Origin of the sequence: Pseudomonas sp. NPDC007930, assembly GCF_042958985.1 — a bacterium.
Classification (GTDB): Bacteria; Pseudomonadota; Gammaproteobacteria; order Pseudomonadales; family Pseudomonadaceae; genus Aquipseudomonas.
Genome location: NZ_JBIBKC010000009.1, coordinates 1 through 17,448, shown reverse-complemented (window position 1 = coordinate 17,448; position 17,448 = coordinate 1). Strand labels below are relative to the sequence as shown.

The following is a 17,448-nucleotide window of genomic DNA, read 5'->3' as shown; positions in this document are numbered from 1 at the left end:
TTCTCGCCCTGCCCCCTTATTCGTATCCAGCCCCGTTTGGCTGCGCCTTGCGCGGGCCACGCCTGGCTATTACTTTCGTGCGCGCCCGCGCCTACCTGAGAGGTTTGCTCCCATGAGCGCTCTGATCCCCTGCATTATCGCCGGCGGTGCCGGTACCCGTTTGTGGCCGGTTTCCCGCGAGGGCATGCCCAAGCCGTTCATGCGCCTGCCCGACGGCGAAAGCCTGCTGCAAAAAACCTTCGAGCGCGCCGCTGGCCTGCCCGGGGTAGAGCGCATCCTCACGGTGACCAACCGCGACGTGTTCTTCCGCACCGTCGACGACTACCGCCAGTACAACCACCAGCAACTGGCGCTGGATTTCATCCTTGAGCCGAGCGGCCGCAACACCGCGCCGGCGATCGCCATGGCCGCCCTGCACGTGGCCCGCGAGTACGGCGGCGACGCCCAGTTGCTGGTGCTGCCGGCCGACCATCTGATCCGCGACCTCGACGCCCTCGCCTGGGCGGTGGAAAGCGCCCGCGCGCTGGCCAGCGAAGGCGCCCTGGTGACCTTCGGCCTGCTGCCCAGCCGAGCCGAAACCGGCTTTGGCTATATCGAGAAAGGCACCGCGCTGAGCCACGGCGCCTTTGAAGTGGCGCGCTTCGTCGAGAAACCCGACCTGGCCACCGCCGAGGACTACCTGGCCGGCGGCCAGCACCTGTGGAACGCCGGGATGTTCTGCCTGCGCGCCGATGCCATCCTCGACGAGCTGGCCGCGCATGCCCCGCAAGTGCTGGAAACCGCCCGCCTGTGCCTGGAGAACAGCCACAGCAAACGCGGCAACGGCGAATACCAACTGGAACTGAACGCCGAGCTGTTCGCCCAGGCGCCGGATATTTCCATCGACTACGCGGTGATGGAACACTCGGCCAAGGTGGCGGTGATCCCCTGCGAGCTGGGCTGGAGCGACATTGGCTCGTGGGAAGCGATCCGCGAACTGGCCGAGGCCGACGAGCACGGCAACCAGTGCCTGGGCGAGGCGGTGCTGCACGACACCTCGAACTGCTACATCGACTCACCGCGCCGGCTGGTGGGCTGCGTGGGGGTAAAAGACCTGATCATCGTCGACACCCCCGATGCCCTGCTGATCGCCGACACCCACCGCAGCCAGGAAGTGCGGCTGATCGCCAAGGAGCTCAAGCGCACCGGCCATGAAGCCTACCGCTTGCACCGTACCGTGACCCGCCCGTGGGGCACCTACACCGTGCTCGAGGAAGGCCAGCGCTTCAAGATCAAGCGCATCGTGGTCAAACCGGATCAGTCACTGTCGCTGCAGATGCACCATCACCGCAGCGAACACTGGATCGTGGTCTCGGGGATGGCCAAGGTGACCAATGGCGATGAGGAATTCCTGCTCGACACCAACGAGTCGACCTTCATCAAGCCCGGGCGCGTGCACCGCTTGGTCAACCCGGGGGTGATCGACCTGGTGATGATCGAGGTGCAGAGCGGCGAGTACCTCGGCGAAGACGACATCGTGCGCTTCACCGATGTGTATGGGCGGGTGCCGGCGGTGTCCTGAGCCGGCAGGCCCTCGCCCGGCACAGCCGTAATGCTGTTCACTTAAGCCATTTCACGGCTTTACGGAAGAGATCAATCTGTGAGCTCTGCTGAATTCGTGCATGAGCTTCAGGGCCCATCGCCCGGCACAGCCGGCCTCCCACCAGATTTGTGTTAGTGCTTGATTTACAAGGTAACACAGAGCCCGTGGGAGGCCGGCTGTGCCGGGCGAAGGGCCCTCTAGCCCAACACCTCACTCAACGGAATGAAGTACACGCCATCACCCTCTGCCAGCGTGGTGCCCTCGGGCACCTCGACCAGGCCTTGGGCCCAGGCGGCGCTGCGCAGCACCCCCGAACTCTGGTTCGGGTAGATCACCGCGCGCTCGCCCTCGAGGCGGGCGCGCAGGAATTCCCGGCGGTTGCCGGCCACCGGCCAGGCAAAGCCGGCGCGCACCTTGAAGCGCAGCGGCTGCACCTCGGCGCAGCCCAGGCGGCGCAGCAGGTACGGCCGCGCCAGCAACGCGAAGGTGACCAGGGTCGAGGCCGGGTTACCCGGCAGGCCCAGCACCGGCACCCCGGCGTAGTGGCCGAAGGTGAGCGGTTTGCCCGGTTTGATCGCCAGCTTCCACAGGCCCAGTTCGCCGCCTTCGCGCAGCGCCTGGCCGAGGTAGTCGGCCTCGCCCACCGACACCCCGCCGGTGCTGAGGATCAAGTCCGCCGCCTGGCAGCCTTGCAGGCGCGCGCGGGTCAGCGCCAAATCGTCGGGGAGGATGCCAGCGTCGAGCACCTCGCAGCCCAACCGTTGCAACCAACTGATCAACACCCGCCGGTTGCTGTTGTAGATCTGCCCCGGCGCCAGCGGCTGGCCCGGCTCGGCGAGTTCATCACCGGTGCTCAGCACCGCCACCCGCGGCTTGCGCCGCACGCTCAGCTCGGCATGCCCCAGGCTTGCCGCCAACCCCAGCTCGACCGGCCCCAGCCGCGTACCGGCCACCAGCACGGTGTCTCCGGCGCGGGTTTCCTGGCCTTGCGGGCGCACGTTCTGCCCAGGCTTGAGCGGCGCGGTAAAGCGCACCTGGCCGTCTTCCAACACCTCGGTGTTTTCTTGCATCTCCACGCAGTCGGCGCCTTCGGGCATCGGCGCGCCGGTGAAAATCCGCGCGCAGGTGCCGGCCCGCAGTGGCGCGGGCGCGGTGCCGGCGAAGATCCGCTGGCTCACCGCCAGCGGCTCGCCGTTCCAGCCCTCCAGGCGCAGGGCGTAGCCGTCCATGGCGCTGTTCGGCCAAGGCGGCAGGTCGCAGCCGGCCAGCAGGTCGGCGGCCAGTACGCGGCCATCGGCGTGTTCCAGCGCAACCACTTCGCAGGCACTGATCGGCGCACGCGCCGCCGCCTCGAGCAGGTGCTCGAGGGCCTGCTCCAGCGGCATCAGGCCGCGCGGCTCAGCCACGGCTTTCACACGGCGCGGCCTGTTTCAGGTGCGGCACGAAGTTGCAAGGGCGAAAGCGTGCGTCCAGTTGCTCGGCGAGGATGCCGTCCCAGGCGGTGCGGCAGGCGTTGGTCGAGCCCGGCAGGCAGCACACCAGGGTGCCGTTGGCCAGGCCCGCCAGGGCCCGCGACTGCACCGTGGAGCTGCCGATGTCGGCCACGGAAATCTGCCGGAACAGCTCGCCAAAACCGTCGATGCGTTTGTCGAGCAGGCAGCTTACTGCCTCGGGAGTGCTGTCGCGGCCGGTGAAGCCGGTGCCGCCGGTGATCAACACCACTTGCACTTGGTCTTCGGCGATCCACTGCGCCACCTGGGCGCGGATGCGGTAGAGGTCGTCCTTCAGCAGTACCCGCGCGGCGAGGCCGTGGCCGGCGGCCTTGAGGCGGTCGACGAACAGCTGGCCAGAGGTGTCGTTGTCGAAGGTACGGGTGTCGCTGACGGTCAGCACGGCGATGTTCAGCGGCACGAAAGGCGTGTCGGCCTTGGCTTTCATGGGGCAGGTCCGGTTGTTTGCGCGAAGGCCGGATGTTATACCACAGGCCACTTTCCACTGCCCGCCAGGCCGCCCGATGCCCACACCCGCCGCGCCCGTTTCCGCCCTGCTGCTCGCCGGTGGCCAAGGCCAGCGCATGGGCGGGCAAGACAAAGGCCTGCTGCCCTGGCAGGGCCTGCCGCTGATCGCCCACGTGCAGCGCCAGGTGCGGCCGCTGACCGACGACCTGATCATCTCCTGCAACCGCAACGCGGAGGCCTACCGCGGCTACGCCGACCGCTTGGTGGCGGACGCCGAGGCCGGCTTCCCCGGGCCGATGGCCGGGCTGCTGGCCGGCCTGGCCGCGGCCCGCCACTCCTGGCTGCTGGTGCTGCCGTGCGATGTACCGGGGCTGGACCCAGCCCTGCTCAATGGCTTGTTGGCCACCGCGTTCGCCGCCGATGGGGTGGCGATGGTGCGCCAGGGTGGCCAGTGGGAGCCGCTGCTGTGCGTGATCCCCACGCGCCTGCTCGGCGCCTTCGAACAGGCCTGGCGGGCCGGCGAGCGCAGCCCGCGCAAGGTGTTGCTGGCGGCCGGCGCCAGCGCCTTCGACTGCCCGGCCGAAGACCCCCGCCTGGCCAACCTCAACACCCCGGCCCTGCTGCGCTCGGCCCGCTAGGAACTTGCCGCTGGCACGGGCGTCCAAACCGTTGGTAAACCAAGAATTATTCCACCGGAGACTGCCCCATGTACAAACGGATCGTTCCCGCTTTCCTGCTCGCCGCAGGCTTGGCCACGCTGGCGGGTTGCTCCACGCCGAACGTGATCACCCTCAACGACGGCCGTGAAATCCAGACCACCGACACCCCCAAGTTCGATGACGACACCGGCTTTTACGAGTTCAAGCAGCTCGATGGCAAGGTCACCCGGGTGAATAAAGACCAGGTGCGCACAGTCAAGGAACTCTAAGCCCGCGGCCGGGCACCCGGGGAATTAAGCCCCTGCTATCAAGGGCTTGCATCCCCCCAAAAGCCCGGCTATGCTTTCTGTCATCGGAGTGTAGCGCAGCCAGGTAGCGCGTCTCGTTCGGGACGAGAAGGCCGCAGGTTCGAATCCTGTCTCTCCGACCACCTCCCCAAAAGCCCGCCGTCATGGCGGGCTTTTTCGTTTCCGCGTTTTCGCCCCTCCCCGCGCCGTGCCACGGCCTTGTCATCCTTGATACATAAACCAAAAAAATCCCTGGATCCAGCGCCTGACGCCTGCGCCAATGGCTTGGCGAAGCCCCCCTTCAAACAGCCGTTTCGCTTTGTATTTACAGGCTTTTTAGCCAAACGGCGAAAGGCTCTGAAATGCCCTTTTGGGGCCAGTAACTAAATGTTTCTAAAGGCCTAAAGTAGCGATTTGCCATGCCGATAGCCTCTCCGACCGAGGCATTGTGGTCGTGGACTCATTTGCTGCGGTCGGGAATGAGTAAAGGATGCCGAACACTTAAACTTTTCCTGGGAACGCTACCTTATGGCCTCCATCATCACATCGATGTCCACGGCGCAAATTGCCGTTTTGTCGACCAAGCAGATCGCTTCGCTGAAAACCAGCGACGTCGCCGCCCTGAGCACCGAGCAGGTAGGCGTACTGAGCACTACCCAGATTGGCGCGCTGACCACCACCGACGTGGTATCGCTGAGCACCGCGGCCATCGCTGCGTTCAACGCTTCGCAACTGAGCGCCCTGGACACCAAGGACGTGGCCGTACTGGCCGCTGCCCAGGTGGCGGCACTGAGCACCACCCAGGTGGCTGCGTTCTCCAGCGCGCAGATCGGCGCGCTGACCACCAAGCAGGTCGGTTCGATCGTTTCGAGCATGTCCACCGCCCAGGTCAGCCTGCTCTCGGCGGCCCAAGTCAAGGGCCTGACCACCACCCAACTGAGCACCCTGGGTACCGACACCGTGTCGGCGCTGAACACCAAGGCCATCGCCGCGCTGACCACCGTGCAGATCGGCGCGCTGAGCAGCGACGCCACCGCCGCGCTGGTCACTGCCCAGGTCAACGCCCTGACCACCGCCCAGGTGGGCGCCGTCGCGGTCAAGCTGAGCACTGACCAGATCGGCATTCTGGGCACCGCCCAGGTATCCGGCCTGACCACCAGCGTGCTGGGCGCGCTGAGCACCGACCAACTGCAAGCGATCAGCACCGCCGACATCGCCGTGTTGTCGACCGCCCAAGTGGCCAGCCTGTCGTCCGCCTCGCTGGGTAACCTGACCACCGCGCAGTTGCAGGCGATTTCGACCAAGGGCATCCCGGCCCTGACCAGCACCCAGGTCGCCGGCCTGAGCACTGACCAGGTCAACGCCTTCACCACCACCCAGGCCGCCGCGCTGAGCACCTCGCAGGTCAGCGCCCTGGTCAGCAAACTGACCAACGACCAGATCGGCGCCCTGACCACCGTGCAAGCGGCGGGCATGAGCACCACCGCCATCGCCTCGTTGACCACCGACCAGTTGGCCGCGATCTCTACCAAAGACATCGCCGCCCTGACCACCACCCAGTTGGGCGCCATCGCCACCGCCGACGTGGCCTCGCTGACCACCGCCCAGATCGGTGCGTTGACCACCAAGCAAGTGGGCGTGCTGGCCACCAGCATGTCGACCGACCAGATCGGCGCGCTGAGCACCCTCCAGGCCGGTAGCCTGTCGACCACCACCCTGGCCGCGCTGAGCACCGCGCAGTTGCAAGCGATCTCCACCCGCGACATCGCCGTGCTGACCACCCTGCAGGTCTCGGGCCTGTCGACCGGCCAACTGGGCGCGCTGAGCACCGACCAGCTGCAAGCCCTGTCGACCAAAGACGTGGCCGCGCTGAGCACCACCCAGGTGGGCGCGCTGAGCACCGACCAGGTCAATGCCCTGACCACCGCCCAGGCCGCCGCGCTGACCACCACCCAGGTGAGCACCCTGGCCGCCAAGCTGAGCACCACGCAGATCGGCGCGCTGTCGGCGATCCAAGCCGCGGGCATGAGCACCGATGCGGTCGCCGCGCTGAGCACCGCGCAGCTCACGGCCATCTCGACCAAAGACATCGCCGTGCTGACCACCGCCCAGTTGGGCGCCATCGCCACCGCTGACGTCGCTTCGCTGACCAGCGTGCAGGTTGCGGCGCTGACCACCAAGCAAGTGGGCGTGCTGGCCGCCAACATGTCGACCGACCAGATCGGCGCGTTGAGCACCGTGCAGGCCGGCAGCCTGTCGACCACCGTGCTCGGCTCGCTGAGCAACGACCAGCTGCAAGCGATCTCGACCAAAGACATCGCCGTGCTGAGCACTGCGCAGGTCGCCAGCCTGAGCACCGCGCAACTGGGCACCCTGACCACCACCCAGCTGCAAGCCATCTCCACCAAAGACGTAGCAGCGCTGACCACTGAGCAACTGACCTCACTCAGCACCGACAAGATCGCCGCGCTGATGACCGCGCAAGTGGCGGCGCTGACCAGCACCCAGGTCGGCTCGCTGGTGAGCAACCTCACCTCCGCCCAGGTTGCGACCCTGAGCACCGTGCAGGTGTCGGGCATCAGCAGCACCACCCTCGGCGCGCTGAGCACCGACCTGCTGGCCGCGCTGTCGACCCGCGACGTTGCCTCGCTGAGCACCACCCAGCTCAGCGGCCTGGGCACCGACAGCGTCACCGCGTTGACCACCGCCCAGGTAGCAGCACTGACCACCACCCAGGTGGGCAGCCTGACCGCGCTGTTCAGCACCGCGCAGATCGGCGCCCTGACCAGCACCCAGGTGTCTGGCCTGTTGGTCGCCAACCTGAGCACCGAACAAGTGGCGGCGGTCTCCACCGCTGACATCGCGTTCCTGTCGACCGCCCAGGTCACCGCCCTGAGCACCGACCAGGTGGGCAGCTTCAGCACCGGCCAGGTCGCCGCGATGAAGTACCAGCAGATCAGCGCGCTGGGCTCGGGCTTCAGCAGCACCCAGATCGGCGCCCTGACCACCGCGCAAGCGGCTGGCCTGACCTCCACCATGCTCTCGGGCTTCAGCACCGAACAGCTGGGCGCCCTGTCGACCCGCGAAATCGCAGCCCTGTCGACCGCTCAGGTCGCCAGCCTGTCGACCACCGTGTTGAACAACCTGAGCACCGATCAGGTGCAGTCGATCGAAGCGGTAGACATCGCTGCCCTGAGCACCACCCAGGCCGCTGGCCTGGCGTCGGCCCAGGTCACCAACCTGACCACCAGCCAGATCGCGGCGATGAAGTACAGCCAGATCAGCGCCCTGGCCACCAACCTGTCGACCGCCCAGGTCGGCCTGTTGTCGGCCGCGCAGGTCTCGGGTATCGCCACCTCGACGCTGGCGGCAATGAGCACCGATCAGATCGCAGCGATCACCACCAAGGACGTGGCCGCCCTGACCACGGCCCAGGTGAGCTCGCTGACCACCGCTCAGATCCCGGCGATGACCACCAGCCAGATCAACGCCCTGACGGCCGCCCAGGTGAATGCCCTGACCAGCGACCAGATCGGCGCGCTGACCACCGACCAGGTGCCGTACCTGAACTTCTAAGCGCACCGCGCGCGCCCCGGTCACGCCCCGCGTGGCCAGGGCCAACGCGGCCGCGGCGAAGGCTGTACCTCGCGGGGTGGGCAGGTCACTGCCTACCCCGTTTTTCAGCCCGCGGTTCTGGACGAACCGGCAACCACCCCACTAGGATGAAACCGCCAGAGGGGGTTTTTCCCTTTATTTCAATGCCCCGCATCGCTTGATGCGCCCTTTATTTCGAAAGCGTAAACCCATGAGCCAGCCACAAGACCGCCTCTCCGCGCTACTCGAACAAATCACCGGCGGGCATGCCGCCGAGGCCCTGCCCGAACTCGACCTGCTGCTCAGCCAGCAGCCGGCCAGCCCCGCGCTGCTCGGCCTGCGCGCCGAAGCGCTGCGCCTGAGCGGGCGCTTCGTCGAGGCGGTAGACGCCTTCAAGCTGGCCGCCGAACACGGCGCCGGCGTGCGCAACTGGTTGGCCGGCGGCGTGTTGCTGGCGGCCATGCGGCGTACCGACGAAGCCCTGCAGTTCCTGCTCAAGGCCCACGAACAGGCGCCCGACAGCGACGAAGTGCTCGACGCACTGGTGACCACCTACTTCAACGCCAACCGCCAGGCCGAGGGTATCCCCTACGCGCGCCTGCAACTGGCGGCCAGCCAGGAGCCGCGGCGGCTGACCCACGCCGCCCTGCTGTTGCAGAGCAACGACCTCTACGAAGAATCGAACCAGGCGTTCCGCGCGATCATCGCGCTGGCCCCGCAAGACCCGGCCGTGCACGGCGCCGCGCTGGTGCCGGCGCGCTTTACCTGCGAGTGGGAATGGGTCGAGGCGCTGCAGGCGAAGATGGGCGCCTGGTACGACCAGGGCGAGTTCGCCGCGCCGCAGGAATACCCGCTCACCCACCTCACCTGGTGCACCGACGAAGCGCGCAACCTAGGCGTAACCGAAGCCTACGTGAAGCGCATGGTGCCGGCGGTCGAGCCGCTGCCGGCGCAGCTGCCCACGGCGCTGGCCGGGCGGCGCCTGCGGGTTGGCTATGTGTCGTGCGACTTCCGCAACCACGCCACCATGCACCTGATGGCCGGGTTGTTCGAGGCCCACGACCGCGAGCGCTTCGAGGTGTTCGCCTACGACTACAGCAGCTTCGACCTCTCCGAGTACCGCCAGCGCTTCACCCGCGCCTGCGAACACGTGGTGCCGATCCACTCGATGAGCGACCAGCAGGCCGCCGAGCGCATCGCCGCCGACGGCCTCGACATCCTCTTCGACCTCAAGCTGTACACCGGCGGCGGCCGCCCGGGCATCCTCGCCTACCGCCCGGCACCGCTGCAGGTGGCCTACCTGGGCTACCCCGGCAGCGCCGGCAACCGCGACATCGACTACATCGTTTCGGACCGCTTCGTCACCCCCGACAGCAGCACGCCGTTCTACCCCGAGGCGTTCTGCCGGCTGCCGCACACCTACCAGTGCAACGACCGCAAGCGCAGCGCCGCCGCCCAGCCGGCGCACCGTGCCGCCCACGGGCTGCCCGAGGGCAAGGTGGTGTTCGGCGCGTTCAACCAGTCGTACAAGATCGACCGCACCAGCTTCAGCGTATGGATGCAGGTGCTCAAGGAAGTGCCCGACAGCGTGCTGTGGCTGCTCGGCCAATGCGACGAAGCGATCACCCACCTGACCGAACAGGCGCGCGCCGCCGGGGTAGAACCCCAGCGCTTGATCTTCGCCCCGTTCGCCGCGCCGCAAGACCACCTGGCCCGCCTGCAACTGGCCGACGCGGTGCTCGACACCCTAGTGTGCAACGGCCACACCACCACCTCCGACGCGCTTTGGGCGAGCGTGCCGGTGATCACCGCGCGCGGCCAGCACTTCTGCTCACGGGTCAGCGAAAGCCTGCTCACCGCCATGGAGCTGCCTGAACTGGTGGGCGCCAACGCCGAGGCCATGGTGCGCATCGCCAAGCGCGTTGGGCTGGACGCCGAGCACCGCGGCGCGCTGCGCGCCAAGGTGGCGGCCAACCGCTTGACCACGCCGCTGTTCGACACCCTGCGCTTTACCCGCAACTTCGAAACCGCCATCGAGATGATGGTCGAGCAGGCCCGCCGCGGCGTGAAGGGCGTGCACATCGACGTGCCCGATGGCGGCCCGGTGGCGCCAGCGGCCGCCGAACGGGCCGAGGCGTTCACCGCGCCGCTGCAGGAAACCTACCCGGCCTGCCCGCTGTGCCAGGGCAACAGCGAGGCGCTCGGCTTCGCCAACTGCACCGGGCATGAGCGCTGGCACGCGGCATTGCCGCCGCAACTGGCGTGGATGAAGTGCGCGGCCTGCGGGCATGTACACACCCACCACCACTGGACGCCGGCAGGCCTGGCCGAGGTGGCCCGCCAGGCCGCCCCGGACCGCCTGCAGGTGGCCGCCGGCGACCACGACGCCTACCGCGGCGCCTGGGCGCCGACCGTGGCCAAGGTGGTGGAACTGCTCGGTGGCTACGGCGCGGTGCTCGGCCGTGGCCACGCACCGAGCTGGCTCGACGCCCGCTGTGGCGACGGCACCCTGCTGATGGCCGCCAGCGACCACGGCTTCGCCGGCAGCGGCCTGGACCCACGCCCTGCCGCGGTGGCGCGCCTGCGCGAGCTAGGCTTCGCCGCCGAGCAGCAAGACTTCATGGCCCAGGCCTTCGACAGCGTGTTCGACGTGATCTCGATGATGGCCATGCTCGAACACCAGGCCTACCCCCAGGAAGCCCTGCGCAAGGCCGCGCGGGTGCTACGCCCGGGCGGGCTGCTGGTGGTGCAGGTGCCCGACCAGGGCAGTTCGAGCTGGAAGGTGCTCGACGCCGCCGGCACCAACCCCTACTGGCAAGAGCTGGAAAGCTACCACCACTTCAGCCGCCAGCGGCTGATCGCGCTGCTCACTGAGTGCGGCTTCGAGGTGGTCGGCCTGGCCATCCCCAGCCGCCACCGCGCCCATGTGGAGCTGTACGCGCGGCGGCGTTGAGGGAAGGGGCCGGCGCCGGCCTTCAAGGGCCCTTCGCCCGGCACAGCCGGCCTCCCACGGATTCTGTGTTGTCTCGTAAATCAAGTACTTACACAAATCTGGTGGGAGGCCGGCTGTGCCGGGCGATGGGCCGGTCAGGCCCTGCGCGCAGTAAACCACCTAGAAAAAATCAGGGCTTTTTAACCTCGATTTAGCGCTCTGGTCGCTTAGTGAACAGCATTACGGCTGTGCCGGGCGAAGGGCCCTACAGCCAGGCACACACACCCGCCCCTGGCTCAGGGCCTGCCCATGATCTTCAACAACGGCGCATAGTCCGCGTGGCTCACCGGCACCATCGCCGTCGCCTGCTGCGAGGCGAAAAACCCCGCCAGCCCTTGCGGGTCGCTGAGCATCGCGCTGCGTACCTTGGCCTTCAGCGCGGGGCACAGCCGGCCGCTGAATACGTAAGGGTCATAGAAAATCGGTTGCGAGCGCCACAATACGTTGAAGGTGTTGCGGTCGATGCGGCCGCTGTCGAGGTAGGCATCCACCCGTTCGCTGGCCACAAAGGCCGCATCGACCTTGTGCGCCAGCAACGCATCGAGGGACTTGTCGTGGGAGCCTGAGTACACCACCGAGCCGAAGAACTGCCCCAGCGGCTGGCTGACCCGCGCCGAGAATTCCGCGTTCGGCACCACGCTGCCGGAGGTGCTGGCCGGGTCGGTGAGGGCCACCCCCAGCCCCCGCAGCGCTTCGATATGGCTCGCCCCGCCCTTGAGGGTGAGCAACAGCGCCTGATAGTGGGGGCCGGGGGGCGTGAAGTAACCATGGCTCATGGTCAGGGTCGCGAACGGCTCGATGCGCGGGTCGCGTTGGTAGGCCAGCAGGTAGGCGGCCGGGCCCAGCCAGGCGATGTCGACCCCACCGGAAACGATGGCATCGACCACGCTTTCGTAGCTCGATGCCGGCACGATCTCGACTGGCATCCCCAGCGCCTGGGTCAAGCGCTCGACCAGCGGCCGTTGCTCGCGCACTAGCGTGTCCATGTTCTTTTGCGGTACCACGGCGATGCGCAGGCTGTGCTGGCCGCACGCTGGCGCGGCCACCGCAGCACCCGCACACAGCCACGCCAGCAGCCCCACGAGAAACAGTTTTACGGTAAGCATGCAGGGTCCACGGCATTGGCAAAGGGGGCGTATTGGCGCAGTTGTTCCGGCGCCAGCGGCCGGCTGAAGTGGTAGCCCTGGGCGATGTCACAGCCGGCCAGCTTCAGGCACACCACCTGCTCGCGGGTTTCCACCCCTTCGGCGACCACTTCCAGGCCCAGGCGCTTGGCCAGGATGATGGTCGACGACACGATCGGGCTGTCGTCCGGGCTGTTGGCCAACGGCGCGATCAGCTTGCGGTCGATCTTCAAGGTGGTCAGCGGCAACGACTGCAAATGGGCAAAGCCGGCGTAGCCCTGGCCGAAGTCGTCCAGGCTGATGCACAGGCCGGCGTCGCGCAGCCGCTGCAAGTGTTCGATGGCCTGGCCTTCCTGGTCGAGCAGCGAGGTTTCGGTGATTTCCAGCTCCAGCCGCTGCGGCGCCAGGCCAAAGCGCTCGAGTTCCGCCAGCAGGCGCTTGCTGAAGTCGCCCTGGCGCAGTTGGATGGCCGAGACGTTGACCGCCAGCGGCGCCGTGCGCCCCTCGCCTTGCCATTCGGCCATGGCCTCGCAGGCCAGGCGCAGCACCTCCCAACCCAGCGCCACGATGAACCCGCTGCGCTCGGCCAGGCCGATGAAGCGGTCGGGGTACAGCAGGCCGAACTCCGGGTGCTGCCAACGCACCAGTGCCTCGTAGCCCTGCACCTGAAGGGTGTCGAGGCGGATCTTCGGCTGGTAGTGCAGCACGAACTGGCGTTCGGCCAAGGCGCTGCCCAAGGCTTGTTCGAGGGTGAACTCTTCGATGTCGGCCACGTTCAGCGAGGGGTCGAAAAAGCGGTACTGGCCGCGCCCGGCGCGCTTGGCCGAATACATCGCGGCGTCGGCACTGCGGATCAGGTCGTCGATCTGCTGGCCGTCGCGCGGGCAGATGCTCACGCCCACGCTGGGGCTGGTGGTCAGCTCGTGGGCGTCGAGCGAGTACACCGCCGAGAGTTTTTCCACCAGCAGGCGCACCCAGGTGTCGATCTGCTCCTCGCTGCGCGCCCCGGCCAGCAACACCACGAACTCATCGCCACCAAAGCGCGCGGCCTCATCGCCCGGCTCGAGCATGCGCCGGATGCGCCCGGCCACCGCCTGCAGCAGCAGGTCGCCAATGCGGTGGCCGAGGGAATCGTTGATCGACTTGAAGCGGTCCATGTCGATGAACAGGATCGCCATCAGGCGCCGCTTGCCACGCTGGCGGGCCAGCACCTGGGCGGCCACCTCAACGAACTGGCGGCGGTTGTGCAGGCCACTGAGGTGGTCGGTGGAGGCCGCGTGGCTGCTGCGCCGGTGTTCTTCCTCGAGGCGGCCGATCAACTGCTGGTTGATCAACTGCGCCTGCTCGAGGGCGCTGAAGGCCTCTTGGCGCTTGCGCAGCACGCGCAGGGTCCAGACCAGGCTGGCGATGATCAGCAAGGTCATGCACAGGTTCAGCCACAGCTGGCGCTGCGCGCCCAGCCGCGCCGGGGCGAGGATTTCTTCGCTGCGCTGGCTCACCAGCACGCTGAAGCCGCGCGCCGCCACATGGCGGAACAAACTCTGGTAGGCCTCGCCGGCGGCGCTTTGCGCCAGTTGCCCGGCGTCCTCGGCGCCCTCCTCCAAGCCGGGTGCCAGGGCCGGGCCGGCCACCACCACGCCGCTGTTGTTCAGCCGCAGGCGCTCTTCGCCGTGTTGGTCGAGCAGCCGCAGCAGGCCGCTGCGGCCCAGGTCGATGTGTTCGAACAACCCCGCCAGGTAACCGATGTCCAGTTGCACCAGCAGAATGCTGCCCACCTGGCCGCTGGCGGGGTGGACCAGCGGCAGCATGAACGGCAGCCGCCAATTGGGCAGGGTGTTGCCGGCATCGGCCGGCAGCCGGCTGGGCAGCAGCGGGTAGGCGCCGTAGTGGGCCAGGTGGGCGCGCAATTCGCTGAGCCAGGCGGCGGGCAACTGCTGGGGTTCGTCGCTGTGGCTGGCGGCGAGCAGTTGGCCGTCGGGGCGGTACAGGCTCATGCGCTTGAATACAGGGTCTTCGGCGAGCAGCCGGACCAGGCCCAGGTGGCCCTGGCCGCGGTCTTCGAGGTCACCCTGGGTGACCCGGCCCACCGCTTGCGCGCGGTCGACCAGTTGGCGCAGGTTTTCCGCGGCGATGGTTGCCAGGTTCAGGTGCTCGGCGGCCTTGGCGGCCAGGGCTTCGTGGCGCGTGGCGGTGTCTTGGCGCAGGTACAGCCCCCAGAGAAACACCAAGGTGGCGGCACACAGCAGCATCAACATGAACTGCAGGAAGCTGGGCGAGGAAAAGAACCGGCGGATCACTGCGTATCATCCCAGCCGTGTGGAGGCTGGCACATTAGTATCTATGTGTGACAGGTTGATGACGCCGCCGGCTTGCCCGGCGGCGTGGCAGGCGTCAAGCCTGGGCATTGGCCCGGTACAGGCCCTGGCGGCGGCGGTAGGCGCTGTCGCGGCTGGCCAGCCAGAAGTACAGCGGCGAGGTGACCAGCAGGCCCACCAGCCAGGACAAATCCGCGCCGTCGATGTGCGCCGACACAGGCCCCACGTACAACGGGGTGTTCATGAACGGGATCTGCACCGCGATGCCCACCGCGTAGGCCAGCAACGCCTGCGGGTTGTAGCGGCCGTACTGGCCGCCGTCGGCGCGGAAGATCGAGGCGATGTCGTATTGGCCCTTGTGGATGGCATAGAAGTCGATCAGGTTGATCGCCGTCCACGGCACCAGCACCACCAGCAGCACCAGCACCATGTCGACGAAGTGCCCGATGAACCCGGCCGAGGCACCCACGGCGACCACGCAGCAGGCCCCCAGCACCAGCACCGAGAGCACCGCGCGGCTGCGCGCGGTGGGGATCCAGCGCCAGGCGAAGGTTTGCACCAGGGTGATCAGCGACAACACCGCGCCATACAGGTTGAGCGCGTTGTGGCTGATCACGCTGAGCAGGAACAGCACCAGCATCAACGGCCCGAGGGCGCCGGTGGCCTGCTTGACCGCGTCCATGGTGTCCATGCCCACCGGGGTGGCCAGCACTGCCACGGCGCCGAAGGCAAAGGCCAGGCTCGAGCCCAGCGCCGAGCCCAGGTAGGTGGCCCAGAAGGTGCTGGCCACCTTCACATCGGCCGGCAGGTAGCGGGAATAATCCGACACATAGGGCGCGAAGGCGATCTGCCAAAGCGCTGCCAGCGACACCGTGGCCAACCAGCCCGACAGGTTGAAACCGCCACGGCTGAAGAAGTCCGCGCTTTGCAGGTGGGTGAAGATATAGCCAAAGCCCAGCACGATGCCGGCGCCGAGCACCCAGGTGCCGATGCGGTTGAGCACGTGAATGAAGCGGTACCCGATGATGCCGATCACCCCCGAGCCCACCGCGCCGATCACGATGCCCACCGGCACCGGTACGCCGCCGGCCACGCCATGCAGGGATTTACCCGCCAGCACGATGTTCGAGGCGAAGAAGCCGATGTACATCACCCCGGCGATCACCACCACCAGCAGCGCGCCGAGCGAGCCGAATTGGGCGCGGCTCTGGATCATCTGCGGGATGCCCATCTGCGGGCCCTGGGCCGAGTGCAGCGCCATCAGCACGCCGCCGATCAGGTGGCCGACCAGGATCGCGACGATCCCCCACACCAGGTTCAGGCCGAACAACTGCACGCCAAGGGCGCCGGTGACGATCGGCAGCGGCGCGATGTTGCCGCCAAACCAGAGGGTGAAGAGGTCGCGCACCTTGCCGTGGCGCTCATCGGGCGGCACGTAGCCGATGGTGTGTTTTTCGATCAGCGGGGCATTCGCCTCGCGGGGCTGGGCAGGCGGCAGGGGGTGCTGAGCCATGAAACTCCCTCACTACTTTATAGGTTGTGGTTTTTGCTAGAGGCAGTTGGAACACAAACGTACAGCGCGCCCGGGGGCTTCGAGGCACCCGTGGCGGGCCCAGCGGCCGGCGGTCTGTGCGGCCTGGTCACGGTGGGCGTGGGAGGATAGTGCGGTACCCGGCGGATTAGGAAAATTATTAAAAATATGCTCCCGGGCCATAAAAAAGCTTGCTTGCCGCGGCCCAACCCAAGGGGCAACTGGTGTAGGGTGCCGCCACTGCCCTATTCACCCGCCAGCGCAGCGGCCCGGAGGTAAACATGGCGGCTTACACCCTTCGCCAACTCAAGTATTTCGTCACCACGGTGGAGGCCGGCAGCGTGGCCGAGGCCTCGCGCCAGCTGTACATCGCCCAGCCGTCGATCTCCACGGCGATCAAGGGCCTAGAAGAAAGCTTCAATGTGCAGTTGTTCATCCGCCACCACGCCCAGGGCGTGTCGCTGACCCCAGCCGGCGCGCGCTTCTACCAGAAGGCCCAAGGCCTGCTGCGCATGGCCCATGAGTTCGAACAGAACGCCCTGGCCGACAACGACGTGGTCACCGGGCAGATCGACATCGGCTGCTTCGAAACCGTGGCGCCGCTGTACCTGCCGCAGTTGATCGCCGGTTTCTGCAAACGCTACCCGGGGGTGAAGATCCGCATCCGCGACGGCGAGCAGCAGGAATTGGTGCAGGGCCTGACCGCCGGCACCTTCGACCTGGCGTTCCTGTACGAGCACGACCTCGACGGCACCATCGCCACCGAGCCGCTGATGCCGCCGCAAAAGCCCTACGTGCTGCTGCCCGAGCAACACCGCTTCGCCAGCCAGCGCCAGGTGTCGCTGCGCGACCTCGCCGCCGAGCCGATGATCCTGCTCGACGTGCAGCCCAGCCGTACCTATTTCGTCAGCCTGTTCCACGACCTTGGCCTGGCGCCGAACATCGTGTTCAGCTCACCCTCGATCGAGATGGTGCGCGGCATGGTCGGCCAGGGCTTTGGTTTTTCGCTGCTGGTCACACGGCCGCATTCGGAATGCACCTACGACGGCAAGAAGGTGGTGGCGATCGACATCGCCGAGTCCGTGGCCACCTCAGGGCTGGTGGCGGCGCGGCTCAAGCGCGGGCAACTGACCAAGCCGGCGCAGTTGTTCGTGGACTTTTGCCGGGAGTTTCTGGCGGGGGCAGGTTAACCGGCTGCCGGGCCCTTCGCCCGGCACAGCCGGAGTGCTGTTCACTTAAGCAATCACAGCGCTAAGTTGAGGGTGTAAGGCCCTAATTTCTTCAAGTGGTTTTACTTAGCGCATGGCCTGACTGGCCCTTCGCCCGGCACAGCCGGCCTCCCACCAGATTTGTGTAAGTACTTGATTTACGGGGCAACAAAGAACCCGTGGGAGGCCGGCTGTGCC

11 protein-coding genes and 1 tRNA gene are annotated in these 17,448 nt (G+C 67.3%); 7 read left to right on the top strand and 5 right to left on the bottom strand.

Translation table 11 applies throughout. The features are described 5' to 3' along the window. Positions 1-112: 112 nt before the first annotated feature. Complete coding sequence (locus ACFZCE_RS18295; RefSeq protein ID WP_390941545.1) at positions 113-1,561, top strand: mannose-1-phosphate guanylyltransferase/mannose-6-phosphate isomerase; 1,449 nt, start codon at positions 113-115, stop codon at positions 1,559-1,561. A gap of 218 nt (positions 1,562-1,779) precedes the next feature. On the opposite strand, the gene glp is transcribed toward ACFZCE_RS18295, so the two are convergent. Together glp and moaB are read right to left on the bottom strand one after the other, a co-directional pair. Then, positions 1,780-2,967, bottom strand: a complete 1,188-nt coding sequence (gene glp, locus ACFZCE_RS18290) for a gephyrin-like molybdotransferase Glp (RefSeq protein WP_390941851.1) — start codon at positions 2,965-2,967, stop codon at positions 1,780-1,782. 13 nt (positions 2,968-2,980) lie between these two features. Further along, positions 2,981-3,520 (bottom strand): molybdenum cofactor biosynthesis protein B, encoded by a 540-nt coding sequence (moaB, locus tag ACFZCE_RS18285; RefSeq protein WP_390941542.1) that lies wholly within the window; start codon positions 3,518-3,520, stop codon positions 2,981-2,983. Between the two features lie 76 nt (positions 3,521-3,596). On the opposite strand from moaB, the gene mobA reads away from it, so the two are divergent. The 5 genes from mobA to ACFZCE_RS18260 all read left to right on the top strand — a co-directional run bounded on the left by mobA (position 3,597) and on the right by ACFZCE_RS18260 (position 11,033). Beyond that, positions 3,597-4,178: a molybdenum cofactor guanylyltransferase MobA gene (mobA, locus tag ACFZCE_RS18280; RefSeq protein ID WP_390941540.1), complete on the top strand. Its 582-nt coding sequence runs from the start codon at positions 3,597-3,599 to the stop codon at positions 4,176-4,178. Between the two features lie 68 nt (positions 4,179-4,246). Next, on the top strand, positions 4,247-4,468 hold the full coding sequence (locus tag ACFZCE_RS18275) for a YgdI/YgdR family lipoprotein (protein WP_390941538.1): 222 nt from the start codon (positions 4,247-4,249) through the stop codon (positions 4,466-4,468). 84 nt (positions 4,469-4,552) lie between these two features. After that, positions 4,553-4,629 (top strand) — tRNA-Pro (locus ACFZCE_RS18270). Positions 4,630-5,014: 385 nt separating this feature from the next. After that, positions 5,015-8,062 carry a beta strand repeat-containing protein gene (locus ACFZCE_RS18265; RefSeq protein ID WP_390941536.1) on the top strand — a complete coding sequence of 1,016 codons (3,048 nt, stop codon included), beginning with the start codon at positions 5,015-5,017 and terminating at the stop codon, positions 8,060-8,062. A gap of 229 nt (positions 8,063-8,291) precedes the next feature. Continuing rightward, positions 8,292-11,033 carry a methyltransferase domain-containing protein gene (locus ACFZCE_RS18260; RefSeq protein ID WP_390941534.1) on the top strand — a complete coding sequence of 914 codons (2,742 nt, stop codon included), beginning with the start codon at positions 8,292-8,294 and terminating at the stop codon, positions 11,031-11,033. 275 nt (positions 11,034-11,308) lie between these two features. On the opposite strand, the gene ACFZCE_RS18255 is transcribed toward ACFZCE_RS18260, so the two are convergent. From ACFZCE_RS18255 to ACFZCE_RS18245, 3 genes are all read right to left on the bottom strand, one after another. Continuing rightward, positions 11,309-12,178 carry a phosphate/phosphite/phosphonate ABC transporter substrate-binding protein gene (locus ACFZCE_RS18255; RefSeq protein WP_390941532.1) on the bottom strand — a complete coding sequence of 290 codons (870 nt, stop codon included), beginning with the start codon at positions 12,176-12,178 and terminating at the stop codon, positions 11,309-11,311. Then, positions 12,166-14,493 (bottom strand): EAL domain-containing protein, encoded by a 2,328-nt coding sequence (locus ACFZCE_RS18250; protein WP_390941530.1) that lies wholly within the window; start codon positions 14,491-14,493, stop codon positions 12,166-12,168. Before ACFZCE_RS18250 ends, ACFZCE_RS18255 begins: the two co-directional genes overlap by 13 nt. Before the next feature lie 94 nt (positions 14,494-14,587). Continuing rightward, positions 14,588-16,024 (bottom strand): cytosine permease, encoded by a 1,437-nt coding sequence (locus ACFZCE_RS18245; protein ID WP_390941528.1) that lies wholly within the window; start codon positions 16,022-16,024, stop codon positions 14,588-14,590. Positions 16,025-16,323: 299 nt separating this feature from the next. On the opposite strand from ACFZCE_RS18245, the gene ACFZCE_RS18240 reads away from it, so the two are divergent. Beyond that, positions 16,324-17,232 carry a LysR substrate-binding domain-containing protein gene (locus ACFZCE_RS18240; RefSeq protein WP_390941526.1) on the top strand — a complete coding sequence of 303 codons (909 nt, stop codon included), beginning with the start codon at positions 16,324-16,326 and terminating at the stop codon, positions 17,230-17,232. The last annotated feature ends 216 nt before the right edge of the window (positions 17,233-17,448 follow it).

Bases quoted from the DNA above. Each gene is read 5' to 3' on its own strand.
- ACFZCE_RS18275 (WP_390941538.1), top strand. From the start codon at position 4,247: ATGTACAAACGGATCGTTCCCGCTTTCCTGCTCGCCGCAGGCTTGGCC.
- ACFZCE_RS18245 (WP_390941528.1), bottom strand. From the start codon at position 16,024: ATGGCTCAGCACCCCCTGCCGCCTGCCCAGCCCCGCGAGGCGAATGCC.
- moaB (WP_390941542.1), bottom strand. From the start codon at position 3,520: ATGAAAGCCAAGGCCGACACGCCTTTCGTGCCGCTGAACATCGCCGTG.
- ACFZCE_RS18265 (WP_390941536.1), top strand. From the start codon at position 5,015: ATGGCCTCCATCATCACATCGATGTCCACGGCGCAAATTGCCGTTTTG.
- ACFZCE_RS18260 (WP_390941534.1), top strand. From the start codon at position 8,292: ATGAGCCAGCCACAAGACCGCCTCTCCGCGCTACTCGAACAAATCACC.
- ACFZCE_RS18295 (WP_390941545.1), top strand. From the start codon at position 113: ATGAGCGCTCTGATCCCCTGCATTATCGCCGGCGGTGCCGGTACCCGT.
- mobA (WP_390941540.1), top strand. From the start codon at position 3,597: ATGCCCACACCCGCCGCGCCCGTTTCCGCCCTGCTGCTCGCCGGTGGC.
- glp (WP_390941851.1), bottom strand. From the start codon at position 2,967: ATGCCGCTGGAGCAGGCCCTCGAGCACCTGCTCGAGGCGGCGGCGCGT.
- ACFZCE_RS18240 (WP_390941526.1), top strand. From the start codon at position 16,324: ATGGCGGCTTACACCCTTCGCCAACTCAAGTATTTCGTCACCACGGTG.
- ACFZCE_RS18255 (WP_390941532.1), bottom strand. From the start codon at position 12,178: ATGCTTACCGTAAAACTGTTTCTCGTGGGGCTGCTGGCGTGGCTGTGT.